Annotated in this window: 18 protein-coding genes; 9 read left to right on the top strand and 9 right to left on the bottom strand. The window is 59.7% G+C overall.

The genetic code is table 11. The annotated features are described in order from the left end of the window. Window positions 1-3: 3 nt before the first annotated feature. From IB244_RS06995 to IB244_RS07005, 3 genes are all read right to left on the bottom strand, one after another. Window positions 4-999 (bottom strand): Tim44 domain-containing protein, encoded by a 996-nt coding sequence (locus IB244_RS06995; protein ID WP_169680596.1) that lies wholly within the window; start codon window positions 997-999, stop codon window positions 4-6. Window positions 1,000-1,085: 86 nt separating this feature from the next. Next, window positions 1,086-1,544 carry a YbaK/EbsC family protein gene (locus IB244_RS07000; RefSeq protein WP_192303574.1) on the bottom strand — a complete coding sequence of 153 codons (459 nt, stop codon included), beginning with the start codon at window positions 1,542-1,544 and terminating at the stop codon, window positions 1,086-1,088. Window positions 1,545-1,596: 52 nt separating this feature from the next. Further along, window positions 1,597-2,370 carry a DeoR/GlpR family DNA-binding transcription regulator gene (locus tag IB244_RS07005; protein ID WP_192303576.1) on the bottom strand — a complete coding sequence of 258 codons (774 nt, stop codon included), beginning with the start codon at window positions 2,368-2,370 and terminating at the stop codon, window positions 1,597-1,599. A 519-nt stretch (window positions 2,371-2,889) separates the two neighbouring features. On the opposite strand from IB244_RS07005, the gene IB244_RS07010 reads away from it, so the two are divergent. The 6 genes from IB244_RS07010 (at window position 2,890) to IB244_RS07035 (ending at window position 9,126) form a co-directional block, all read left to right on the top strand. Next, window positions 2,890-3,669, top strand: a complete 780-nt coding sequence (locus IB244_RS07010) for a glycosyltransferase family 25 protein (RefSeq protein WP_051420069.1) — start codon at window positions 2,890-2,892, stop codon at window positions 3,667-3,669. Next, window positions 3,666-5,033 carry an O-antigen ligase family protein gene (locus tag IB244_RS07015; protein WP_192303578.1) on the top strand — a complete coding sequence of 456 codons (1,368 nt, stop codon included), beginning with the start codon at window positions 3,666-3,668 and terminating at the stop codon, window positions 5,031-5,033. The genes IB244_RS07010 and IB244_RS07015 overlap by 4 nt, the downstream gene beginning before the upstream one ends. A gap of 6 nt (window positions 5,034-5,039) precedes the next feature. After that, the gene (locus tag IB244_RS07020) at window positions 5,040-6,965 is read left to right on the top strand and encodes a polysaccharide biosynthesis protein (RefSeq protein ID WP_192303580.1); all 1,926 of its coding nucleotides are present in this window, start codon (window positions 5,040-5,042) and stop codon (window positions 6,963-6,965) included. Between the two features lie 43 nt (window positions 6,966-7,008). Further along, window positions 7,009-7,920: an NAD-dependent epimerase/dehydratase family protein gene (locus IB244_RS07025; protein WP_192303582.1), complete on the top strand. Its 912-nt coding sequence runs from the start codon at window positions 7,009-7,011 to the stop codon at window positions 7,918-7,920. Between the two features lie 43 nt (window positions 7,921-7,963). Next, a complete protein-coding gene (locus IB244_RS07030; protein WP_192303584.1) occupies window positions 7,964-8,542 on the top strand; it encodes a sugar transferase in 579 nt (192 codons plus the stop codon). A gap of 146 nt (window positions 8,543-8,688) precedes the next feature. Then, a complete protein-coding gene (locus IB244_RS07035; RefSeq protein WP_192303586.1) occupies window positions 8,689-9,126 on the top strand; it encodes a GFA family protein in 438 nt (145 codons plus the stop codon). An 18-nt stretch (window positions 9,127-9,144) separates the two neighbouring features. On the opposite strand, the gene IB244_RS07040 is transcribed toward IB244_RS07035, so the two are convergent. Both IB244_RS07040 and IB244_RS07045 read right to left on the bottom strand, forming a co-directional pair. Next, window positions 9,145-10,203 carry an adenylate/guanylate cyclase domain-containing protein gene (locus IB244_RS07040; protein WP_192303588.1) on the bottom strand — a complete coding sequence of 353 codons (1,059 nt, stop codon included), beginning with the start codon at window positions 10,201-10,203 and terminating at the stop codon, window positions 9,145-9,147. A gap of 81 nt (window positions 10,204-10,284) precedes the next feature. Beyond that, window positions 10,285-10,734: an SRPBCC domain-containing protein gene (locus IB244_RS07045; protein WP_062368954.1), complete on the bottom strand. Its 450-nt coding sequence runs from the start codon at window positions 10,732-10,734 to the stop codon at window positions 10,285-10,287. A gap of 368 nt (window positions 10,735-11,102) precedes the next feature. Between IB244_RS07045 and IB244_RS07050 the strand changes: the two genes are divergently transcribed. Beyond that, window positions 11,103-12,233, top strand: a complete 1,131-nt coding sequence (locus IB244_RS07050; RefSeq protein WP_192303590.1) for a calcium:proton antiporter — start codon at window positions 11,103-11,105, stop codon at window positions 12,231-12,233. A 134-nt stretch (window positions 12,234-12,367) separates the two neighbouring features. On the opposite strand, the gene IB244_RS07055 is transcribed toward IB244_RS07050, so the two are convergent. The 4 genes from IB244_RS07055 to IB244_RS07070 all read right to left on the bottom strand — a co-directional run bounded on the left by IB244_RS07055 (window position 12,368) and on the right by IB244_RS07070 (window position 17,411). After that, window positions 12,368-12,727, bottom strand: a complete 360-nt coding sequence (locus tag IB244_RS07055) for an SPW repeat protein (protein WP_018858137.1) — start codon at window positions 12,725-12,727, stop codon at window positions 12,368-12,370. Between the two features lie 242 nt (window positions 12,728-12,969). Next, window positions 12,970-14,766 (bottom strand): alpha/beta fold hydrolase, encoded by a 1,797-nt coding sequence (locus IB244_RS07060; RefSeq protein WP_192303592.1) that lies wholly within the window; start codon window positions 14,764-14,766, stop codon window positions 12,970-12,972. A gap of 147 nt (window positions 14,767-14,913) precedes the next feature. Continuing rightward, window positions 14,914-16,332: a lipopolysaccharide biosynthesis protein gene (locus IB244_RS07065; protein WP_112666053.1), complete on the bottom strand. Its 1,419-nt coding sequence runs from the start codon at window positions 16,330-16,332 to the stop codon at window positions 14,914-14,916. Further along, window positions 16,329-17,411 carry an endo-1,4-beta-xylanase gene (locus tag IB244_RS07070; protein ID WP_113162639.1) on the bottom strand — a complete coding sequence of 361 codons (1,083 nt, stop codon included), beginning with the start codon at window positions 17,409-17,411 and terminating at the stop codon, window positions 16,329-16,331. Before IB244_RS07070 ends, IB244_RS07065 begins: the two co-directional genes overlap by 4 nt. Window positions 17,412-17,615: 204 nt before the next feature. Between IB244_RS07070 and IB244_RS07075 the strand changes: the two genes are divergently transcribed. Together IB244_RS07075 and IB244_RS07080 are read left to right on the top strand one after the other, a co-directional pair. After that, complete coding sequence (locus IB244_RS07075; RefSeq protein WP_192303594.1) at window positions 17,616-19,109, top strand: GumC family protein; 1,494 nt, start codon at window positions 17,616-17,618, stop codon at window positions 19,107-19,109. Beyond that, complete coding sequence (locus IB244_RS07080; protein WP_192303596.1) at window positions 19,102-20,490, top strand: O-antigen ligase family protein; 1,389 nt, start codon at window positions 19,102-19,104, stop codon at window positions 20,488-20,490. Before IB244_RS07075 ends, IB244_RS07080 begins: the two co-directional genes overlap by 8 nt. Window positions 20,491-20,577: the final 87 nt, after the last annotated feature.

The raw sequence follows: 20,577 nt of genomic DNA on the forward strand, positions 1-20,577 counted from the left end.
AGGTTACGCGGCGCGCTGCTCCGTGCCCTGGATCGCGGCAAGCTTCCACTCGTCCGCCCCTTTGCGGACGAAGGTCCAGACTTCCGTTGTTTCCGTAGGCCGACTGTTGTCCCCACTGACGAGCTTGCCATTTGCCCGCTCGACAAGCGCATCGATAGACGAATAGCGCATCGCGAGCGTCGCGTAGTCCGCGCCATCCTCCCGCCAGGCTTCGGCGATATCGCCCTGCAGCAGCTTGACGTTGGAGACTTCGTTGCGCACGCCGTTCGTCGCATTCTCCCCCAGCTCCTCGGCCAGGTAGGACATGGCCTCCGGTGTCGTCAGACGACGCAATGTGCCGTAGTCTTCGGCACCATAAGCGGTCTGCACCTCCGTCAGCAGTTGTTCGAAGCGATCAAGATCGCGTGGACTCAACCCGAGCTCGTCATTTGGTTTCGCGCTTGCCTGTGGCTGTTGATAACCTAGCCCCGATCCAATCGACGGGATCTGAAACGACCCGTTGCCGGCTGGAGTCATATTGCTAGCCGTTGCGCGACCAGGACCGCCGTAGGCCGGTTGGCGGCGATTGGCGAAGAAGCGCATGGCAAAGGAAATCGCAATCGCAATCAGAGCGATTTGCAGCAACATGCCGAGGAAGCCGAAGCCGCCACCAAAACCGTGGCCGAGCAACATGCCAAGAAGACCGCCAGCGATGAGGCCGCCGATCATCGACCGTCCGAAGCCGTTGAAGAAGCCGGGCCTCTGCGCGCCGAGCGGTTGCTGGCCGGCATACGGCGCGTTGGTCTGCGGGCGAGGCGTCATCGAACGCTCAATCGGCGCGGCAGGCGAAGGCGCGGTGCGGGTAACGGGCGGCGCCTGGAAGGTCCGTGTACCACGGCTGCCGAATCCGAAGCCGCCAGCCCGGCGCGCATCAGCCTCGCCGATCGAGGCAAACACGGTAGCGCCTGTCAGAGCGGCAATCGCCGCAATCTTGGCAAAACGCGAAACGGCACTCGGCATCCAATCTCTCCTGTCATGACAAATGATGCATGTCGGGAGCTTATATAGGGATTGCCCCGCGGGTTTGAAGCCGTAGGGGACGATCTTCATTGGCAGACATCGACCCAGGTTGCCTTGGTGAGTTCGGCCAAGCGTTCGGTCGATATGCGTACAGCTGAATTGGTGGAGCCGGCTGCCGGTACCACCTCGTCAAATTGCCTCAGCGAGACGTCGCAATAAATCGGCATAATCGTTTGTAAACCGAAGGGGCAGACACCCCCCACGGGATGGCCGGTAACCTCCACGACCTCGTCTGGCCCAAGCATCCGGCCCTTGCCCCCGAAGGTATCCTTGAACTTCCTGTTGTCGAGCCGCGCAAGCCCGCCGGCAACGACAAGCATCGTTTTCTCACCGACACGCATGCAGATCGTCTTGGCTATCTGGGCGGGATCGACCCCATGCGCCTCCGCAGCCAGCGCCACCGTCGAGGAACTTTCGGCGGTTTCGATGATCTCGACGTCGGGAGCATATGCGCGGAAGAACGCGCGAACGGTTTCTAGACTCATGGGCAAACGCTAGCGTAGGACCTGGATGAAATGAACCCCAAATTGCCGGTGTCTATGTATCCGCTGATCCGGTCTCGATCAACTTCACGCTGTTTTCCTGACAGAGGCGGCGGATCGACGGCGCAATGCACCGATCGGTGATGAACGTATGCACCTGGGGAAGTTGCGCGATGCGGACGGGCGCAGTCCGCTCGAATTTTGTTGAATCGGCCACGAGGATGACATGCCGCGCATTTGCAATGATTGCCTGCGCGACTTTCACTTCGCGAAAGTCATAGTCAAGCAGTGCGCCATCCTCGTCGATCGCAGACGCGCCGATAACCGCATAGTCCACCTTGAACTGCCTGATGAAATCGACGGCTGCCTCCCCCACAATACCGCCATCGGAGCCACGCACCACGCCGCCAGCGATGACGACCTCTATCGTCGGGAACAGTCGCAGTCTGTTGGCAACGTTGATGTTGTTGGTGATGACCATCAGTTCGTGATGGTTCGTCAACGCATCCCCGACCGCCTCGGTTGTCGTGCCGATATTGATGAAAAGCGAGGCGTTATTGGGAATGAGACCGGCTGCTGCAACGCCGATCGCCTGTTTCTCCGTGGCCGCAATCTGGCGCCTCGCCTCGTATTTCACGTTCTCGGTACCACTCGGGAAGGTCGCTCCACCATGAACACGCGTCAAGATCTGTGCATCGCAGAGGTCGTTCAGATCCTTGCGGATCGTCTGTGGCGTGACGGAGAAATGGGCAGCCAGATCCTCGACGAAAACGCGGCCGTTCGATTTGGCCATTCCGACTATTTCCGTTTGGCGATCGCTCAGGAACATGAGCCCTGTCTCTTTCACTTGCGTTTCGTTTTGCAGCCTGAGAAGGCTTAGCAGAGGCACAAGCGCACGCAAGGGGCGATCTGGCAGCAACAGGATGTCTGTGCAGGGAGTTTCGATTTCGATCGCGACTTTTCGCGGCTACCGCCTCTGCCGACAGCCAGCCAACCAACGCATTGGGGTTAAGGCAAAGCTCGGGAGCGGGACAGCTATCGTCGAAAACTGATGCACTGGTCGAACATTTGGCTTGCAAAGACCGGCCATGTTGAAGATAGGAGGCCCCAGCGCTGGATTTTGCGTGGTTCACCACGGCAGGACGTGATTTGTCGCGTTGGCCTCGGTCACGCGGCATGATCACCGTCGCAATTGTGGATGCACACGTAGAAGGTGTTGTAGATAAGGATCGACGGAAATACTATCCATTAAAGCCGGCCAAGGCGGCCGATTGCTTGTGGCATCCGCAGCCTCTTCGAGGCAGGAGCGACGCAGAGCCAGGGAAGTGCCACAAATGACGCGGATCAGATGCTGAAACTGAACACATTGACGGGAATGGGGCGTTTGCAAGGTTTGACCGGCGCGTATGTGATCAATCTGGACAGTTCGTCAAGGCGATGGGCGGACGTTTCGTCGCAAGCAACTCTTGCTGGCATGGAGATCAACAGAGTCCCCGGCGTCGATGGAAGGGTGATCCCGTCGACGCAAAGATCCGGGTTCAACGAGAAGGCGTTCCTGCGCCGGAATGGCCGGGCGATGCTGCCTGGCGAATATGGCTGCTATCGCGCTCATATCAGAGCCCTGGAAGCCTTTCTTTCCAGCGACTACGAAAACGCCATCATCATGGAAGATGACGTCGAATTGCGTCATGATTTTACCAATAGAGCAGAGGCAATCTTGCGAGCAGTGCCTTCCGCCGAGGTAGTAAAGTTGCTTAATCACAGATCAAGGTGGTGCCGGACAGTGGCTGTTTCTGAGTATGGAGACGCGGTCGGGCGCTGTCTGCACGGTCCGCAGGGGTCTGCGGCTTGCTACCTGGTCACGCGTGAAGGGGCCCGCAAGCTGCTTAAAAGCGCCGACAATATCGAATTCCCCTATGATATGACACTCGAGCGCGGGTGGAAGACCGGCGTCAGCATTTACACGGTTCGACAAAATATCGTCGAGTTGTCCGAGCGCTCGGCTATGAGCCAGATTGCCGATCGGGCTCAATACCGCGCCGTAAAACTGCGAGGCGCCCGCAAGCTCGCGACGCATTTTCTTCGCGTGATCGAGTATGCACGCCGAATTCGGTACGCACTATCATGACGGCACCTGTATTTCGCAAATTGGTGAAGTCGTCAGCCCTCGATATCACCACCGGTATCTTATGGCTGGCCATGATGTCCGTGACGTTGATAGAAAGCGATGCCTATCGATATGCTGCCATCCTCATCATGGGTTTGACCTTCACGCTTCGCAAGGCCCCTTTCCGCCCGGTATTGAGTGACTGGCTTTCGATCGTCTGCATTGCCTGGGGTGTCTTCGCCCTGTCGAGATTCCTCTTCGGCCTGATTTCAGCCGGTGAGAAAGGCGCGTCGGAATGGCTCTACGCTTTCGCAATCTTCTTTCCCGCGATGGGCGTGGCACTGCAGACGAGTTGGCATCTCATAAAGCCAATCTTGCTGGCTTTCTTCTGCGGTGCGCTCGTCCTTCTTGCTGTCTCGACGCCGTTTTCAGCGATCATGGCGGGCGAGTACATATCTCCCGCTTTCCATCATAATTCCATTCACGGCGCGGTCGGGTGCGGCTTCATCTTCATCGGAGCCTTCTACTGGGCGGTGCATCAGTGGGAGATCGGCAGTTCCGCACGGGCAAAGGCAATTGTGCTGGCGATCGCCGTGGCTGTCATCGGCTTGGCGATTTTCAATATTTATGGCGCCAAGTCCAAGGGTGTGTGGCTGGCGCTGCTGCCTGCAGTTGGTCTGATGACTATCACGACCCTCCTTTACCTCAGGAAAAAGACCGTGCTGGTCGCCGCGATCGGTGGGCTCCTGCTTCTGTCGTGGGGCATCTACGAGGTTCGTGACAACGTCGCGCATTACGGGGCCGCGACGCTCAATGCCACTGTGATGATCGCGGAACGATTGGATGGCGGCGCGCCGCTTGAGCGGGTGATGAAGGAGGCAATCGAATCACCACAGACCCCGATGTCGATGGATGAGCGGTTGCAGCTTTGGACCAACGCGCTGCATGTCATATCCGTCTCGCCGATTTTTGGCAGCGGAAACGGCTGGCTTACGATCTGGCGGACAACACCCTATGCCAGCGTTCCATACACGTTGTTGCATGATGGCTATCTGGAGATTCTGGTTCGATATGGGATCGCCGGCCTCGCGATATTGGCGCTGATCGTTGTCTCAGGCATCTATCGTGTCTATCGTGCTTCATCGGCAGGCGTGATCAGCAGGAGTGCCTTTGCCTGCTACCTGACGTTCGCGGTTTACTTTGGCTTCACGATCCTGACCAATTCGAACAACCGGCTTGCGATGGGCGAATCCTATTCCTTGCTGTTTGCCGCCACATGTTTTGCCTGTTCGATGAGGCTGCGTTCGCGCTTGGGTCAGCGAAGTGGCGTTGCTCCTGATATCAGCGGCCCGTCCGACGCAATCCCGGCGGGCGTGCACGGATAGGATAAGATGCGGGCGCTTTCCGACAGGTACGTTCAAAACATTCTCGATCTGCCGAGGCCCGCCAAGCGGGTATTGGCGCTGCTGGTCGATTCCTGCCTCTGCATCCTGACCATCTGGCTCGCCTTCTGCTTTCGATTGAACGAATGGGTGGCGCTGACCGGAATTCAGCTCCTGACCATTCCCGTTTCACTCATAATTGCCCTGCCGATCTTCATCACGATGGGTCTATATCGGGCCATCTTCCGCTTCCTTGGCTGGTCGGCCTTCGTTACCGTTCTGAAGGCCGTGACCATTTATGGCCTTGTCTTCATGGCCGTGTTTACGGCGATCAGCTTCCCCGGAGTGCCTCGCACGGTGGGGATCATGCAACCCCTGCTGCTGCTGCTCGCGATCGGCCTTTCTCGCTTTACGGCGCGGTACTTCCTGCATGAAGCCTACAAGCGGATCCTCCGTCAGAGCACGCAGACAAACATGCTCGTCTACGGTGCCGGCTTCCGAGGCCGGCAGGTTGCCGGCGCCTTGAGCAGCAGTGCCGACTTGAAGGTTGTCGGCTATCTCGACGACGACAGGAACCTCCATGGCAGCCTCATTGGCGGCGTGGCGGTCTACGATCCGGAAAAGATCGTCGAATTGAGCGCACGTCTGAACGTGCGCACGATCCTTCTGGCACTTCCCAAGATCGACCGATCGCGTCGCAACGAGATCCTGGAGAAGCTCAGGGGCGCGCGCGTTGCCGTTCGCACGATCCCCGATCTGAACGCCCTGGCCGGCGGCCAGGCAGAATTCACCGATCTGCAGGAACTGGATATCGAGGACCTTTTGGGCCGCACGCCGGTAGCGCCCGACCAGACACTGCTGGAACGGAACATCCGCGGGCGGGTGGTGCTCGTCACAGGCGCGGCCGGCTCGATCGGCAGCGAGCTTTGTCGCGGACTGGCTCGATTGAAGCCCGCTCTGTTGTTGATTCTCGACCAGAATGAATACGGGCTCTACGCCCTGGAGAACGAACTTCTCGGCAGCAACCCGGATAGCGGGATTCAGATCGTTCCCCTGCTTGCCAGCGTTTGCGACGAACATCGTATCCAGAAGATCATGGAGACCTGGCGGCCGAACATGGTCTATCACGCTGCCGCCTACAAGCATGTCCCGCTGGTCGAGAAAAATCCGGTCGAAGGCGTCAAAACGAACGTTTTTGGCACGGTGACGGTTGCACGGGCAGCGATCGATGCCGGCGCCGAAAGGTTTATACTGATCAGCACGGACAAGGCTGTCAGGCCGACCAATATCATGGGCGCCACCAAGCGGCTCGCGGAAATGGCGCTTCAAGGGTTGGCGGCCGAAGGCGCCTCGACGGTTCTCACCATGGTGCGGTTCGGCAATGTCCTCGGATCCTCCGGTTCGGTCGTTCCGCTGTTTCGCCAGCAAATTCGCCAGGGCGGCCCGATCACGTTGACGCATCCCGAGATCACGCGCTTCTTCATGACGGTGCCCGAGGCGACCGAACTCGTGATCCAGGCCGGCTCCATGGCCAAGGGAGGCGATGTCTTCGTCCTCGACATGGGCGAGCCGGTCAAGATCATCGATCTCGCTCGGCGCATGGTCGAACTTTCCGGCCTGGTCGTCCAAGACGAACGAAATCCGTCCGGCGACATCAGCATCGTTACGACCGGCCTGCGGCCGGGAGAGAAGCTTTACGAAGAGTTGTTGATTGGTGACAATCCCGAGCTGACGGAACATGCCAAGATCATGCGCGCACGGGAGCGGTTCATTGCATTGGAGATGCTGATGCCGAAACTCCAGCAATTGAGTTCCGCCGCAGACGAAGGAGATGTCGAGGCACTGCGTCGCATTCTGAGCGAGCTTGTGCAGGACTTTCACCCGTTCGACGGAGTGGTCGATCTGGTGTCTGTTCGCCAGGGTGCTTCCAGTTGATCGGGATATCGCTTGCCATTCTGCAATCGGCTCGGAGCTGAGAATGCTACTCGTTACCGGCGCGACAGGTTTTGTCGGTCAGGATCTCCAGCAGGCACTCCGTGTCCGCAACCTCGCCTACAGGACGGCCAGCCGCTCTCCCCGAGCAGGGTCTGTTGCCGTCGGGAAGATCGATGCTGAGACGGATTGGAAAGCCGCCCTGAGCGGCGTCGATGTCGTCATCCATCTGGCGGCGGCAAACCAGAATGTCATGGATGGGTCGGACGCGGGGCCAGGTTCCTTCCGTAGAGTGAACGCCGAGGGAACCATCAACCTTGCTAAACAGGCTGTCGCCGCAGGGGTCAAACGGTTCGTGTTCATCAGCACGATCAAGGTGAACGGGGAACGATCGGCCGCCGGGCGTGCATTCACGTCGAATGATCCAGCTGCTCCGACGACAGAATATGCCGTCTCAAAGCTCGAAGCGGAACAAGCCCTGATCGCGCTTTCGAAGACAACCGGGATGGAGATCGTCATTATCCGCCCGCCGCTGGTCTATGGACGTGGCGCTGAAGGAAGCTTCCGAGCGCTCAAACGGCTCGTTCGGAGCGGCATTCCTTTGCCCCTGGCTTCGATCGACAATCGAAGATCCATGATATACGTCGAAAATCTCACCGATCTGATCGTGGCGGCCGTATTTCATCCCGCTGCCGCTGGCCAAATATTCCTTGCGGGAGACGGCGAAGCAGTCTCGACACCAGAATTGTTGAGGCGGCTGGCGACCGCGATGGGGTGTTCGGCGCGATTGCTTCCGTGCCCTCCCGGCGTTCTCAACTTCCTCGGCCGGGCAACCGGCAAGGCAGAGCTGGTGAACCGTCTCACCGACTGGTTGGAAGTGGACATTTCGCATACGCGCGCGCTATTGGACTGGACGCCGCCTTTTGATATGCGAACCGCACTGAAGCGCTCGTGCTGAAACGTTTGGCATGATTTTTTTAGACAGGAACACGAATATCCCGATGGTCAACAGCTTTAACAGGTCTTTGAAGCGACTGTTTGATATCTGCGCTGCGTGCCTCGGACTTATCGTTCTCTCTCCGGTTCTGCTCCTCCTTGTGGTCCTCGTACGCAGATCGTCGCCTGGCGGCGCGTTGTTTCTTCAGGAGCGCGTTGGTCGGAGTGAGGTACCGTTCGTTTGCATCAAGTTCCGGACGATGGCAGCGGGCTCTCCGAACGTCGGCTCTCATGATGCGGCTTCCTCCTGGATCACACCGCTCGGCAGAAAGCTGCGCGCTTACAAGCTCGACGAACTGCCTCAACTGATCAACGTCGTGCGCGGTGAAATGAGCTTCGTCGGTCCTCGCCCATGCCTCCCATCGCAGCACGACGTCATCGCCGCACGACGTAAACTCAAGGTGTTTTCCGTGAGGCCCGGCATAACCGGACTGGCCCAGCTTCAAGGAATTGACATGTCGACGCCTGAGGCTCTCGCGCAAGCCGATGCCCGTTACATTCAAAAAGCTGGTTTCTGGCAGGACATCGTGCTCGTGCTCAGCACGTTGGCAGGACGAGGAACAGGGGACGCGGCCGCAAAATAGGCCGGGGCGATCCTGAATCCACGGCTCCATTAGACAGCCTCGACGCGCCCGGCAACGATCGCTGCCGGCCAACCGGCGACGTGGCACCTGTCGTACCCGCCCCATCTGCGTTAGAAGATATGAGGCAATCGTCGGGGAGAGTTTTCATGACCACGGGGGAAGCGCAGCAGACCGCCGTCAAAATAACCCGCGGCTCCTGTCATTGCGGAGCGGTTCACTGGGAGTTTCGCGGCACCATTCCCGATGCGACGATCTGCAACTGCACGGTTTGCCGGCGCTACGGCGTCCTCTGGGCCTATGAATATGATGGCCAAGGAATTCGTGTCGAAGACACGACCGACGCACTCACCGCTTATATCCGCGGCTCACAAAGCCTTTCCTTCAACTTCTGTCGCCGCTGCGGCAATCTCGTCAGTTGGCGTGGATTGCGGCCAGGCGGCAACGGGCAGACAAGAATCGCCGTCAACCTTCGTCTCGCCGAGCGCGCTGACGTGGCCGACATACCCCTGCTGCGGTTTGATGGCCTCCACAGTTTCAAGGATCTGCCGTCGGACGGGCGCACAGTCGCCGATGTCTGGTTCTAGTGATCGCTCTCCGTGACCTCAGTCGCCGGGAAGCGTGAAGACGGCACAGGGCTCGGCAATGCCACGCAGCGAATGGTAACCCATGGGAACCAGGGTGGTGGTCGTCTCTGCCGCGACCTCGCCGGAAAGCAGTACGGTACGCCCCAGCGGCTTGCAGAGGCCTTCAAGCCGGCTGACCAAATTCACTGCGGGGCCGATTGCGGTGAAATCCAGCCGGTCGGCAGCACCTATATTACCCCAGAGGATTTCCCCGAAATGCAGTGCCACACCGAAGGGAAGTGTTGGCAAACCCTGGCCCTGGCGCACGGTATCGAGATGGGCCATGCCAGCGCGGGCCGAAGCAACGGCGCGAAGTGCCGCCTCGCAGGCACTGGCAGGCGTAGTGGTGACGGGGAAGATTGCCAATACCCCATCCCCCATGAACTTCAGCACCTCGCCCCCGAAGGCATGAACCGCACCGGCAATACGATCAAACCAGGCATCGAGCGTGGCGATCATCACCGCTGGCTCGGTTGCTTCGGAGAGCGCAGTGAAATCTCGCAGATCCGCGCAGAGCAGAACGGCCGGTATCGTCTCACCGGTACCGCGAGACAGAGCGCCAGCCTGAACGCGGGCAGCGCTTCGTTTGCCAAGATAGGCTTCGAGAAGCGCGGTCAATCCAACCCTAGCTGCTAACGCGGCCAAGGATGGCGCTGCAAAACGTGCCACCTCATGCAGGTCGCCGGCCTCCGCCGGCGTGAACGGACGCGTCCCGGCCCATCCCAGAACCGGGCTGTCTGGCGCAAGGCCCACGACGTCCTCCGCCACCGGCCCAAGACCAGACAACCATTCACGCCCAGCTTGATTGCGTGAAATATCAGTGAAGCTCAAAGCTTCGATTACGGCTCCGGTCTCGGCTCGCCATAACCAGGTGCGGCGGGCGATGATTGGGTGCGGTGCCGCAAGCGTCAGGGCGCCGCCCGCCAGCGGCAGACCATCTATCAGCAGCCGCCGGCCCAATTCGGCCAGGAACCAGTCGGGATCCGGCGATGTGCCGGCTTCATCGATCAACCATGCAAGCGAGTTGGGTAGATCCATGCTTAAATCATGCCATGCCGGCTGGGAGCTGTCACCCGCGGTCCGAGCCGCTCAGGCAGCTCCGACCGAGGCGGCGGACCGTCATCCAGTTCGACCGGCCCAGGGATCCGGACCAGGATCGCGTCCGGCCGCGCACTGCGCCATTCGGCCGAGATAATGCTCCCAGCCTTCGGCATGTCCGGCGCACTGCTCGGCATTCGGCAATCCGGTATGTGTCAGCTTCAACAGGGTTCCGTCGGGTTTCTCGATCAGGTCTATCTCCACCAGGCTCGACCCTGGCGGGACTATCTCGCTGCCATCCCAGCCAAAGCTGTAGGCGAGCCGATGGACAGGCACGACCTCTCGGAACGAGCCACGCGCGAAGCGAGCGCCGGTAACGTTGACCAGATAGAGCCCGCCGGGCTGAGGTTCGACCTGTGCTTCAGTCCCCATCCAGCGAAGGATCTTTTCGGGATCGGTGAGCAAGGCAAAAACCGCCGAAGGTGGCGCCGCGACGTGGGTCTCGCGATGAACGACAAAAGGCTCCGGCATCAACTCCTCCTTTGATTGGCACAATCCAGGCCGCCGACGGTCTGCAAGGCGCCTGTCATGATCCCTCGTGAGGGGAGATAGGCAGGAGAGTTTCCCCAGCAAGTAGACCAGCGCGCCATGTTCGGGCCGCGCTGCATCAAACTAAGTCTGGAGTTGCGTAGCCTTATCTGCGTGCCAATGGCCTGCCAAAACCGAGGAACGTTGGAGACGCGACATTCTGGGTTGAGGTTGGCCAGCGGCGTCGGCAAGGATTTATTCCAGCGGAACAGTGGCCGCGCAGCCCGCCAGACGCCACTTGTGCGATGGGAGTGGACGGACGGGCCGGGTTGTGGCGTATTCATCGAAACGACTTCGAGGGGCCCGCAGGAATGAACCCGGAAGTGGCCGTGCAGCAACGTCACTGGTCGGCGCCGATGCGCCGGGAATGGCTTCTCGCCGTCAGCATTGCGACGAGCGTCATATTCCTGTTCTTTGGTGAGTCTCTCTTCGGGTTGCTCGTCAATCCGATATTGCTTGCAGTCATCTTTGTGTGGTTGTTTTCAGTCGTGCTCGGTTCTGCACTTGCGGTCGTGCGTCATGCCGATCATCTCGCCGAGCGACTGGGCGAGCCGTATGGGACGCTTATTCTGACGCTAGCCATCACGTCGATCGAGGTAATGGCCATTACTGCTGTCATGCGTCACGGCGAAAACAATCCGACGCTGGTGCGCGACACGCTCTTTGCCGTGGTGATGATCATCCTCAACGGAATGGTCGGACTATGCCTTCTGATCGGAGGCTGGCGGCGGCATGAACAGCACCACAACCTCCAGGGAGCCAATGCCTATCTCGGTGTTATCGTGCCCCTGGCAACGCTTAGCATGATCATGCCGAACTTCACGCACCCAACAAACGGTCTGCCCTATTCGACTGTGCAGCAAGCGGTTCTCGTCTTCATCTCCGTCGGGCTCTACAGCGTCTTCCTGATCCTGCAAACCGGACGGCACCGAGGCTTCTTCATCGAAGACACCGGTGAGGTTTCAGTCGAGCATGTCAGGACCAGGGAAGGACCTTTATGGCTTCCCGTCATCCTGCTGGTTGCCTACATGGCCCTCGTTGTTTTCCTCGTCGAACAATTGGCAGCGCCAATCGATTTCGTTATCGAGACAATTCGTGCTCCGGCGGCACTCGGGGGCGTTGTCATGGCCATCCTCGTCGCGACACCTGAGGCGATTGGCGCCGTGCGGGCCTCCGTCGCCAATCATCTGCAACGGTCGGTCAACATCTTCCTGGGATCCGTTCTGTCCACAATCGGCTTGACCGTCCCTGCGATGCTGATCGTCAGCCACCTCATTGGCCATCCTGTCGTGCTTGGCCTCGAGCGCACCGAGACCGTGATGCTCGTTCTCACTCTGGCTCTCAGCACCATTACGTTTGCGAGCGGCTACACGCACCTCATGCAGGGCGCCGTGCATCTCGTTCTCTTCGTTGCCTATTTCCTGCTGATATTCGAAGTTTGATCCGGTTCCCGGCGACACGATCGCCATCGCCATATGTTCGCGATCAATGCTGATCGCGAATTAAGACCACACCATCATTTGAGCGGTGGACACGGCTCACCTAGCCCACCGCAGCGACCGGACCGGGCCGCGGTCTATGCGTGGGCGTGCGGATGATGAACATCCCAGACGGCCCACAGCGATACGGCCGCAACGAGCAAGCCAAGCACGACAACCGTCCACATCGCGTTCGCATTGGCCGTGAAACCGAGCAGCCAGGGCGACGCAATCAGCCAGAGGCCGAGTACGAGATTTGCCCATTCCTCCCATTCGGAAAATACCGACAGCGCTGCCGTTGCCATAGCGGCGAGCATGACGGCAACGATCCAGGCATTCCAGCTCGGCATTGCTTCGGCCGCGAATCCCATGACCCACGGCGAAACAAACAAGCAAACCGCCAGAACCAGGTTAGCCCAATCCTGCCTTTTCCTTCCATCCATCAGAGAGATTGCCATGATGACCTCCCAATATGAAGCTTATCAGGCGTCGCGTGAACTCCACGCTTAAGTATATGAATTTATGAGCAGCAGGAGCCAAATCAAGATAGGGCCAAACAATAGTTGAAACCCCGCGCTTGCAATCACCATGCACGGCGTTCTGGCAGTATTCAGCTTGTCATCCACGAGCCTAAAACAGTCGGTCGGACGGCGCCAACTCCGCCAATCCGGTGCCGGACGAGGGAGGCGACCTGACTGCACTACGCAACCGCGCTTGCAATGTGCCGTTCGCTGCGGTTGCCAAGTGAAAGAGCTTGCTGCTTTGCCAGCGCAATCATCTTCTCACGTGCCGGCAGCGGCGTCAGATTGTGGTCGGCGTCGGGGAACAGATGCAGTTGAACGTTCGGATAGGCAGAGAGCTTTTCTCCCGCATCGCCAAAATTGATCCGAAACATCTCCTGCCCCTCGTCACCTTCCGTATAGATGATCGAAAGCGGGATGCCGCGGCTGGCCAGGGCCTGAAAATCGCGATGCACCTGCTTTGTAAGCTGCGTGATCGGCTTGGCGGGCGCGAAGATGGGAGACAGCCTGTTCGCCATCCGGTCCACCAGACGCATGGAGATATTCTTTGTCACCGCGCCGAGGTCCACATCGCCGCTCCAGAGGCGGCGAACCGTTTCGAGATCGAGGGCATTCCTCACATAGGCCTTCAATGTCTTTGGCAGGCCCTTGAAGCGCCAGCGGAAAGCAACCGGATTGACAATCACGCAGGAGTCCCAGCGTCGATCGGCCACCACACTTCGAAAGGCGACGTAGGCGCCACTGCAGCGTCCAATCAGTAAGGTCCGGTCGCCCAGACCAAGACTGTGGACATAATCCCGGGCCATTCCGACATCGGCAATCTGGGCCTCGTCATAAAGGACCTGCTTGCGACGGGCTGCGACCGGCGGGCTGTCCCCGACACCGGCGCTGTCAAAGCGCAAGGACGACACGCCGACTTTTGCGAGCTCGCGCGCAAGCGCGACCGAGGAGCGCGCCCACCCGGCCGCATGATCGTAGGCCGTCGTGAGAATAACGGCGGTCACGCCGATCGAACCTTCAGCGGGTTCGCACAAGACCCCGTAGAGCCGTTCATCCTGACCGAAGCGGACGGACGTTTCGCGAATTCTCTCCGAACGGACCGATGCGGTCAGCGAAGGCTTTTTCGCCGGAAGCGGGCGGTGATCCTGATGTTCCGGCAGCGATTTCAGCCACCCGATCAGCTCATCGACAAGCGCTTCGGGGAGTTCCTGGTCCAGCGGGTTGGAAACCAGCATATCATATCCGGAAAATGGTATCGCCCGCAGCTGGCAGCCAGCCGACGCCAGCCGATCACGAAACGTCGTATCGGCTTCAAAGCCCGGGCGCTCGGCGAGGAAGACATTTGGTACGGCCGTGATTTCGATGCCGTTGAGATCGACCGCCTTGATGTCCTCTGCGACAGCACGGGGCATGCGCAATCCGGCGATCGATCCAGGCGCGCTGTCACGCAGTTCAGGCTTTATACCAAGACCATCATCAATGAGCCGCGAAAACAACGAGAGCTCGCGTAGATAGGCCCTTCCTTTCAGTACCGGCGCCAGAAGGGCAATCGCTGCAAGTGATGACGCGGAACGCGCCTGCATGAGCGCGAGACTCGCGCCGATACCTTGACCAATGAAGACCAGCTTGCGGGTGCCGGACAGCATCTTGAGTTCTTCAGCCGCCTTGCCGATCACCTCGGACCACCCCGACAGGCCGCGTTCCGCCGACCTGTCGTCCAGCGAATTCACCGTTCCGGGATAGTCGAAGCGGAGGCTCGAGACACCAATCTCTGCGAAGCGCTCCGCCAGGATGCGATAGAACCTGCGTGTACACATCTCCTCGAGCCCCCAAGGGCTGAGGAAAAGCACTGCGAGATCGCTCTTTGGCGCATCGTCATCAGCTACCGTGAACAAACCGGTATGCGACCCGAAGACCGTCGGCTGAGAGGCGGAACGCCCCTTCTCTTCTTGCGAGTTCACATCCGTCCGCGTCACTATTGCCCTCCCGCCCAAGGCGTTCCGATTGAGAGACCGCCGTGCGTATTCCTCACCGATATACTTGAGACGTTAAGAATTGGCGGAAGTCGGAATGGCATTGTCTTGCCTTCTATTCGGCGCCAGATCAAAAGAAAGTGATCCCGATCAGGCTGGCCGCGGTCGCCTCGTCAATGCCATGCGGACGCCGGCCAGGTTGAGCGCAAACGCAGCCGCCGCATAGACGACGACACCGGTGACGATCGGCACAGTCAGGTCGAAGACAGCGTTGCCGGTCTGAAGCCTGCCCACGATGAAGGTCGGCACCGCCATCGTTGCGGTTGCGAGACTGACCTTGACGATCGGGCGGAGTTCGAGCGGCAGGCGATGGGCGCGATAGGACAGGAAGTAACCGGCAATCACGCCACCGATCTCGGCGATCAGCAGCGCCCAGGCCGCACCGACAAGCTGGAAGCGCGGTACGAGGACAACCATGCCAATGATGTTGATCGCCAGAATGATCATGCCCTGCGCCCCCATCAGGCTCGGCTTCTTCGCCAGCTGGAAACTGACATGCACGAACTGATAGGAGATGGAGCGAAACAGCCAGGCAAAGACGAGGATCGGGATGAGGATGGCAGCCGCGTCGCGAAACTCGGGGCCGAGGATCAGGCTTGCAAAACCGGGCGCCACCAAAGCCAGTCCGACGACCATCGGCATCAGGACCGTCAGGAGCACCTCGGCGGTTTCCATCAGATGCCGGTTGGCAGCCGTATGGCCGTCCTGCGCCAGCAAACGGATCGCCACCGGAATTGTTGCGGATCCGATTGCAACGCCCGGAAACAGGATGATCTGTCGGACGAGATCGGCAGCGGCACCATAGACGCCCGCGGCCGTCTCACCGATATAGGTTATGATGATCATTCGGTCGAGAACCGTGTGCAACACGAAGATGAAGGACGAGGCGGTCATCGGCAGGCCGAAGCGCATCATTTCCTTCATCAGCCCGGTATCGAACGGGTGGCGCGGTCGGCGCCAGACGCCCGGCGCGTAGACCAACAACGTCACGAGATAGGAGCAGGCGACGCTCACAAGGAGACCCTGCCCGCCCATGCCGAATACCATTACGAGGACGGCAGAGAAGACGACCGTCAGCACCGCCCGCAGGATGACCGACCACATGTAGGCCCCCGTCTGCTGGCGAGACCGGAACACTTCCTGCACGAACTCGAACAACCCGACCATGAAGGCGACGAACACGGCCGGCACGACATAGGTCGACGAATCCTCCGCAAAGAGCCACGTCGCGAGGATGACCAGCGGACTGAGCAGCATCAGTCCCGCATAAGCGAAAAGGGCAGTGGTGCGCACATCCTTCGATCCACCTTCGGAATCGAAGCGCAGCACGGAGAATTTGATCCAGCCGAAAAGCAGGGTCGATATGACACCAGCAACACCCGTACCCACGACATAGATGCCGTATTCGTGCGGGCTAAGCATGCGCGTGAAAAGCACGACCGAAACGAACCCGAAAAGGGCCGAAACGGCGTTCGCAATCATGTATGCCGAGATCTGACGAAACATCATTCGGCCGCACGCGTGAATTCGTCGATGACCTTCATCAGCGCCTTCGGCCGGCACCCGGCATCGAGGGGCAACGGACGGTTGGGCTTGCCGTCGTCTCGCTTGAACCACATCGGCACCCATGTATAGCGATCAGTGATGCCCCAGGTCAGAATGGCGCTCGGGCGCGCCGCCTCGGAAATCGCACCGAGGAATTCGCGTGCGCGTGCTGCGACGACCTGGTCCCGGTCATATTCACGTGCGGGCAGCTTGTTGTCGATCACATCGAGTTCGGTCACGAGAACGTCAAGCTGCATTCCCTTCACCGTTTCGACAAATCTCGATAGGCCCTCCTTGTCGATGTCCATGTCGCCAGGGAGGTGTCCCTGGATACCGACGGCGTGGAGCGGCACATCGCGGTCCTTCAGATCACGTAGCAGGTCGAGCAAGGCCTGGCGCCGGTCGCGGCACTGCTGTGTCGGATTTTCAATGTTGTAATCGTTGATGACGAGCTGAGCCGAAGGATCGGCGGCGGCAGCCGTGCGCAGCGCAAGCTCGATGTAGCGCTTGCCGAGCCGCTCCTGCCATATCGAGCCGCGGATCGTCGCACCACTCTCCGGCTGTTCGGCGATTGCCTCGTTGACGACATCCCAGCTCGGAATCCGCCCCCGATAGCGTCCGACGACGGTGGTGATGTGATGGACGAGTTCGCGTTCGGCTTCCGACGCGCTCCCGATGCTGTTTGTCCAATCCGGCATCGCGCCATACCAGGCAAGTGTGTGGCCGCGCATCTGCATGCCGTTTTGATCGGCAAAATCGATCAGGCGGTCAGGCTGGTCGAAGACGAACTGATCCTGGCTCGGACGCAGGTCGAACCACTTCAATCCGCCCTCTCCGACGACAAGCTGGCAGTGATCGACGATGGCCTGCTTGTAGTCGAATTCGGTGTCGAGAAGATCGGTGCGTACGGCCGCACCGTAGGGAATGGGGCCTCTGGCAGGCACCGCCTTGGCAGTCAGATCACCCCGGACAAAAGGGTCGAGCGCGCCTGTGGATGCCAGTCCGGCACCCATTGCGCCGAGAACGAAGTCCCGCCTGCGCATAAATGGATATCCTTGGATTGCGTATAAATGAACCAGAATTCGACCGCGCAAGCGTGCAAGGCCTTGAACTTCTGCTTTTTTATTGGAGAGCTGCTTCACGCGCACGCGAAAATTGAAATCGCCATTAATGGATACTTAAGGAAAATCAGGTCTCTTAACCATAGGTTTGCGCTCCCGCGCCCACGTAAATCAGAACCCGCTGCCATGTATGAAGCCGCATCCCGACATCAGACTCCGGTCATCAGTACGCGTGGCTGGACGACGAGCCGGGAAAAGGATGACGGTGCCGCATCGCCGCGGCCGGTGCTGAAAGTTGCGCCTCCCCCTGCTTCCACCCCTTCCTCAGAAAACTGGCCTTCGGTCTTTCAAGAACTCTTTCAGTTCGACCTGACCCGTATCCTCAACTGGCTGCGCGTGGGTCTCGTCTGGATCTTTGCCTTCGCCATCCTCGGCGCTGTCGCTGGCTATGCGGTCGTTCTTGTGGTGAAGCCGCGCTTTACGGCCGGAATCGACCTTCTCGTCGACCCGTCGAATCTCCGGGTTGTCGCTGACGACATCTTCTCCGAGAGCATGCAGCGGGATACGCAGCTGCTTGATGTCGAAAGCAAGCTGCGGGTCCTGACATCGGGTAACGTGCTGAGCCGCGTGATTGGCGAGCTGAAGCTCACCGATGACCCGGAGTTTGTTGCGCCTGAAGCCAAGGACCCGGCCGGTGACGCGCTGCGCGCGCTGGCAAAGCGCGTTACGGCCCGTCGTGACGAACGCTCTTTCATCGTCAATATCGCGGTGTGGACGCAGGACGCGGCCAAGTCAGTCACCATCACCAATGCCATCGCGACCGCCTTCCAGGAAGAGCTGGCCAAGGCGGAATCGGAAGGGGCCGGCCGGGCTGCGAGCTCGCTGTTTGCTCGCCTCGGTGACCTGAAGGTGGAGGTTGCCAAGGCAGAGGCTGCGGTTGAGACGTTCAAGCGCGAACAGGGATTGCAATCGAGTTCGGGAGAACTCGTCAGCACCCTCATGTCAAATCAGACGAACACGCAGCTGATCGACGCCAAGGCGCGCGTCATTCAGGCGCAGTCGCGCTACAACGAACTCGTGTCCACCAACCCGAAGAACCGCCTGAACGCGTCTGCGCTGCAATCGGAAACGATGACGATGCTGCGCACGCAATATTCGACGCTGCGACAACGCGTGACCTCTCAATCGGCCGTCCTCGGGCCGCGTCATCCCATGATCCTGGCGCTCGAACCACAGCTCAAGGCGCTGGAGGGCCAGATCGACGCGGAGACGGCACGAATCGTGCAAGCCGCGAAAGCCGAACTCGACCAGGCAAGATCGGCACTCGACGCGCTGAACTCCGAGGCAAACCAGATGAAATCCTCGGTCTTCCAGGACACCGCCGCGCAGATTCACTTGCGCGAACTGGAGCGTGAGGCGCGCGCCAAGGCGACTGTCTACGAAGCCTTCATGGCAAGAGCAGGAGAAGCCGCCGAACGCCAGCAGATCGACACGACCAACGTGCGGATCGTTTCACCGGCGGTCGTACCGACAGCGCGGAGCTTTCCGCCGCGGGGCTATGTGCTGGCTGGCGCCGGCGGCGTTGTCGGCCTCGGACTTGGCCTTGCCATCGCGGTCTTGTCGGGGCTTTGGCGAGACTATCGCCGCTTGAGCGCGATCCGGGCCAAGGCCTATGGCTGACAGCGGCAAGAGTGTCGTTGCGGGCAAAGGCAGTCCCTTTGCAGGCTTTCTCTTCCTGGCTGTCTTCGGCTACTTCTGGATCGGATTGAGCCCGTTTCCCGATCCAAACGCCACAAGCCTTTCCACACCTTATGGCAGCACGTCCAACGTTTTCAATCAGTTGATCGTCATCGCCATGTCGGCCGTGGTCCTTGGCACGGTCCTGCAGAATCCCGCGCGCCACTTGCTGCTGCGCCCATATGGCCTGCTGATTGGCCTGCTCGTCTGGCTGCTCTTCACGGGTCTTTTTGCCGGCGACCCCAGCGCAGCCTTCAGGCGCCTCGTTTTCGCAATCCTTGTTTGCCTGTGCGCGAACGCAATGCTCTTCATTCCAAGAAACGGCGAGCAATTTGCAAGGCTCATGTGCCTTGGCCTGACCTTTACGATCGGCCTCTCCTATTTTGGCGTACTTCTCCTGCCGCGCCTCGCCATCCATCAAGCGACAGACGCGCTAGAGCAGTCGCTTGCCGGCGACTGGCGCGGTCATTTTGGCCATAAGAACGTGGCTGCAGCCGCGATGGTCTATGCCGTATTCTTCGGCCTCTATGCAAGAAGGTCAGGACACGCCCGGCTTGGCTTCTTGATTGCATTGTCAGCAGGGTTCTTCGTGCTTCACGCGGGAGGGAAAACCTCCGCCGCGATGCTTCCGGCAATCCTGCTGCTTGCCTGGATTTTTGAACGCTGGACGAAACTCGGCGTGGTGATGCTTCTTGGCGGCCTTGTCGGCTTGAACCTGATCTTGCTGACTGCGGCGGTCTCGCCTTCCTTCAGCAGCCTGCTTGCTTCCGCGGGCATCGATCCGACCTTTACCGACCGTGGCTCGATCTGGCGGCTTGCACTCTCCGCGATCGCCGAGCGGCCCATCATTGGCTACGGCTTTCAGTCCTTCTGGCAGACCGACGCCTTGTTCAACAGCGGCCAAGCCATGACCACCTGGGCCGTCACTGCCGCCAATTCACACAACGGCTACGTGGAACAGTTGATCAATGGCGGCATCCCGGCGCTCGTGATGACGTTCATCTGGCTGGTGGTCCTTCCTGTCGGCTATGCCCGCCGCGCGCTTGCCGGTAGCAACGACATGGCATTGACGCGCCTGTTCTTGCGGATCTGGCTCTTTTCCCTGTTTCTCGCCTGCCTCGAAAGCCCGTTCTTCGGCAATAGCGGACCGATCTGGTTCACGATGCTGATTGCGGTCTTCGGTTTGAGATTGCAGGCCAATGCCGGGCTTGTCGTCAAGGAGGCTGACGCACCAGGATCGCGCGTTACTCCCGTCCCCGCGCCTCGGATCGACGCAACGGTTCTGAGAAGGCCCGTTAACCTCATACTCAGCCGTCGATTGTAGAGTGGGCGCCAGCCAATTACAGCTTCACCGCCAATAGCCGGGCGAAGTCGGCTAACGCCGCAAGGCGAACAATCTCCGCGCGATCGA

The sequence above is a fragment of the Rhizobium sp. RHZ02 genome (assembly GCF_014851575.1).
GTDB lineage: Bacteria > Pseudomonadota > Alphaproteobacteria > Rhizobiales > Rhizobiaceae > Rhizobium > Rhizobium altiplani.

What these genes read in the sequence shown, in the direction of transcription:
- IB244_RS07065 (WP_112666053.1), bottom strand. Translation starts at nt 16,332, where the DNA reads ATGATGTTTCGTCAGATCTCGGCATACATGATTGCGAACGCCGTTTCG.
- IB244_RS06995 (WP_169680596.1), bottom strand. Translation starts at nt 999, where the DNA reads ATGCCGAGTGCCGTTTCGCGTTTTGCCAAGATTGCGGCGATTGCCGCT.
- IB244_RS07035 (WP_192303586.1), top strand. Translation starts at nt 8,689, where the DNA reads ATGACCACGGGGGAAGCGCAGCAGACCGCCGTCAAAATAACCCGCGGC.
- IB244_RS07050 (WP_192303590.1), top strand. Translation starts at nt 11,103, where the DNA reads ATGAACCCGGAAGTGGCCGTGCAGCAACGTCACTGGTCGGCGCCGATG.
- IB244_RS07055 (WP_018858137.1), bottom strand. Translation starts at nt 12,727, where the DNA reads ATGGCAATCTCTCTGATGGATGGAAGGAAAAGGCAGGATTGGGCTAAC.
- IB244_RS07010 (WP_051420069.1), top strand. Translation starts at nt 2,890, where the DNA reads ATGCTGAAACTGAACACATTGACGGGAATGGGGCGTTTGCAAGGTTTG.
- IB244_RS07030 (WP_192303584.1), top strand. Translation starts at nt 7,964, where the DNA reads ATGGTCAACAGCTTTAACAGGTCTTTGAAGCGACTGTTTGATATCTGC.
- IB244_RS07045 (WP_062368954.1), bottom strand. Translation starts at nt 10,734, where the DNA reads ATGCCGGAGCCTTTTGTCGTTCATCGCGAGACCCACGTCGCGGCGCCA.
- IB244_RS07075 (WP_192303594.1), top strand. Translation starts at nt 17,616, where the DNA reads ATGTATGAAGCCGCATCCCGACATCAGACTCCGGTCATCAGTACGCGT.
- IB244_RS07005 (WP_192303576.1), bottom strand. Translation starts at nt 2,370, where the DNA reads ATGTTCCTGAGCGATCGCCAAACGGAAATAGTCGGAATGGCCAAATCG.
- IB244_RS07020 (WP_192303580.1), top strand. Translation starts at nt 5,040, where the DNA reads ATGCGGGCGCTTTCCGACAGGTACGTTCAAAACATTCTCGATCTGCCG.
- IB244_RS07070 (WP_113162639.1), bottom strand. Translation starts at nt 17,411, where the DNA reads ATGCGCAGGCGGGACTTCGTTCTCGGCGCAATGGGTGCCGGACTGGCA.
- IB244_RS07080 (WP_192303596.1), top strand. Translation starts at nt 19,102, where the DNA reads ATGGCTGACAGCGGCAAGAGTGTCGTTGCGGGCAAAGGCAGTCCCTTT.
- IB244_RS07015 (WP_192303578.1), top strand. Translation starts at nt 3,666, where the DNA reads ATGACGGCACCTGTATTTCGCAAATTGGTGAAGTCGTCAGCCCTCGAT.
- IB244_RS07000 (WP_192303574.1), bottom strand. Translation starts at nt 1,544, where the DNA reads ATGAGTCTAGAAACCGTTCGCGCGTTCTTCCGCGCATATGCTCCCGAC.
- IB244_RS07025 (WP_192303582.1), top strand. Translation starts at nt 7,009, where the DNA reads ATGCTACTCGTTACCGGCGCGACAGGTTTTGTCGGTCAGGATCTCCAG.
- IB244_RS07040 (WP_192303588.1), bottom strand. Translation starts at nt 10,203, where the DNA reads ATGGATCTACCCAACTCGCTTGCATGGTTGATCGATGAAGCCGGCACA.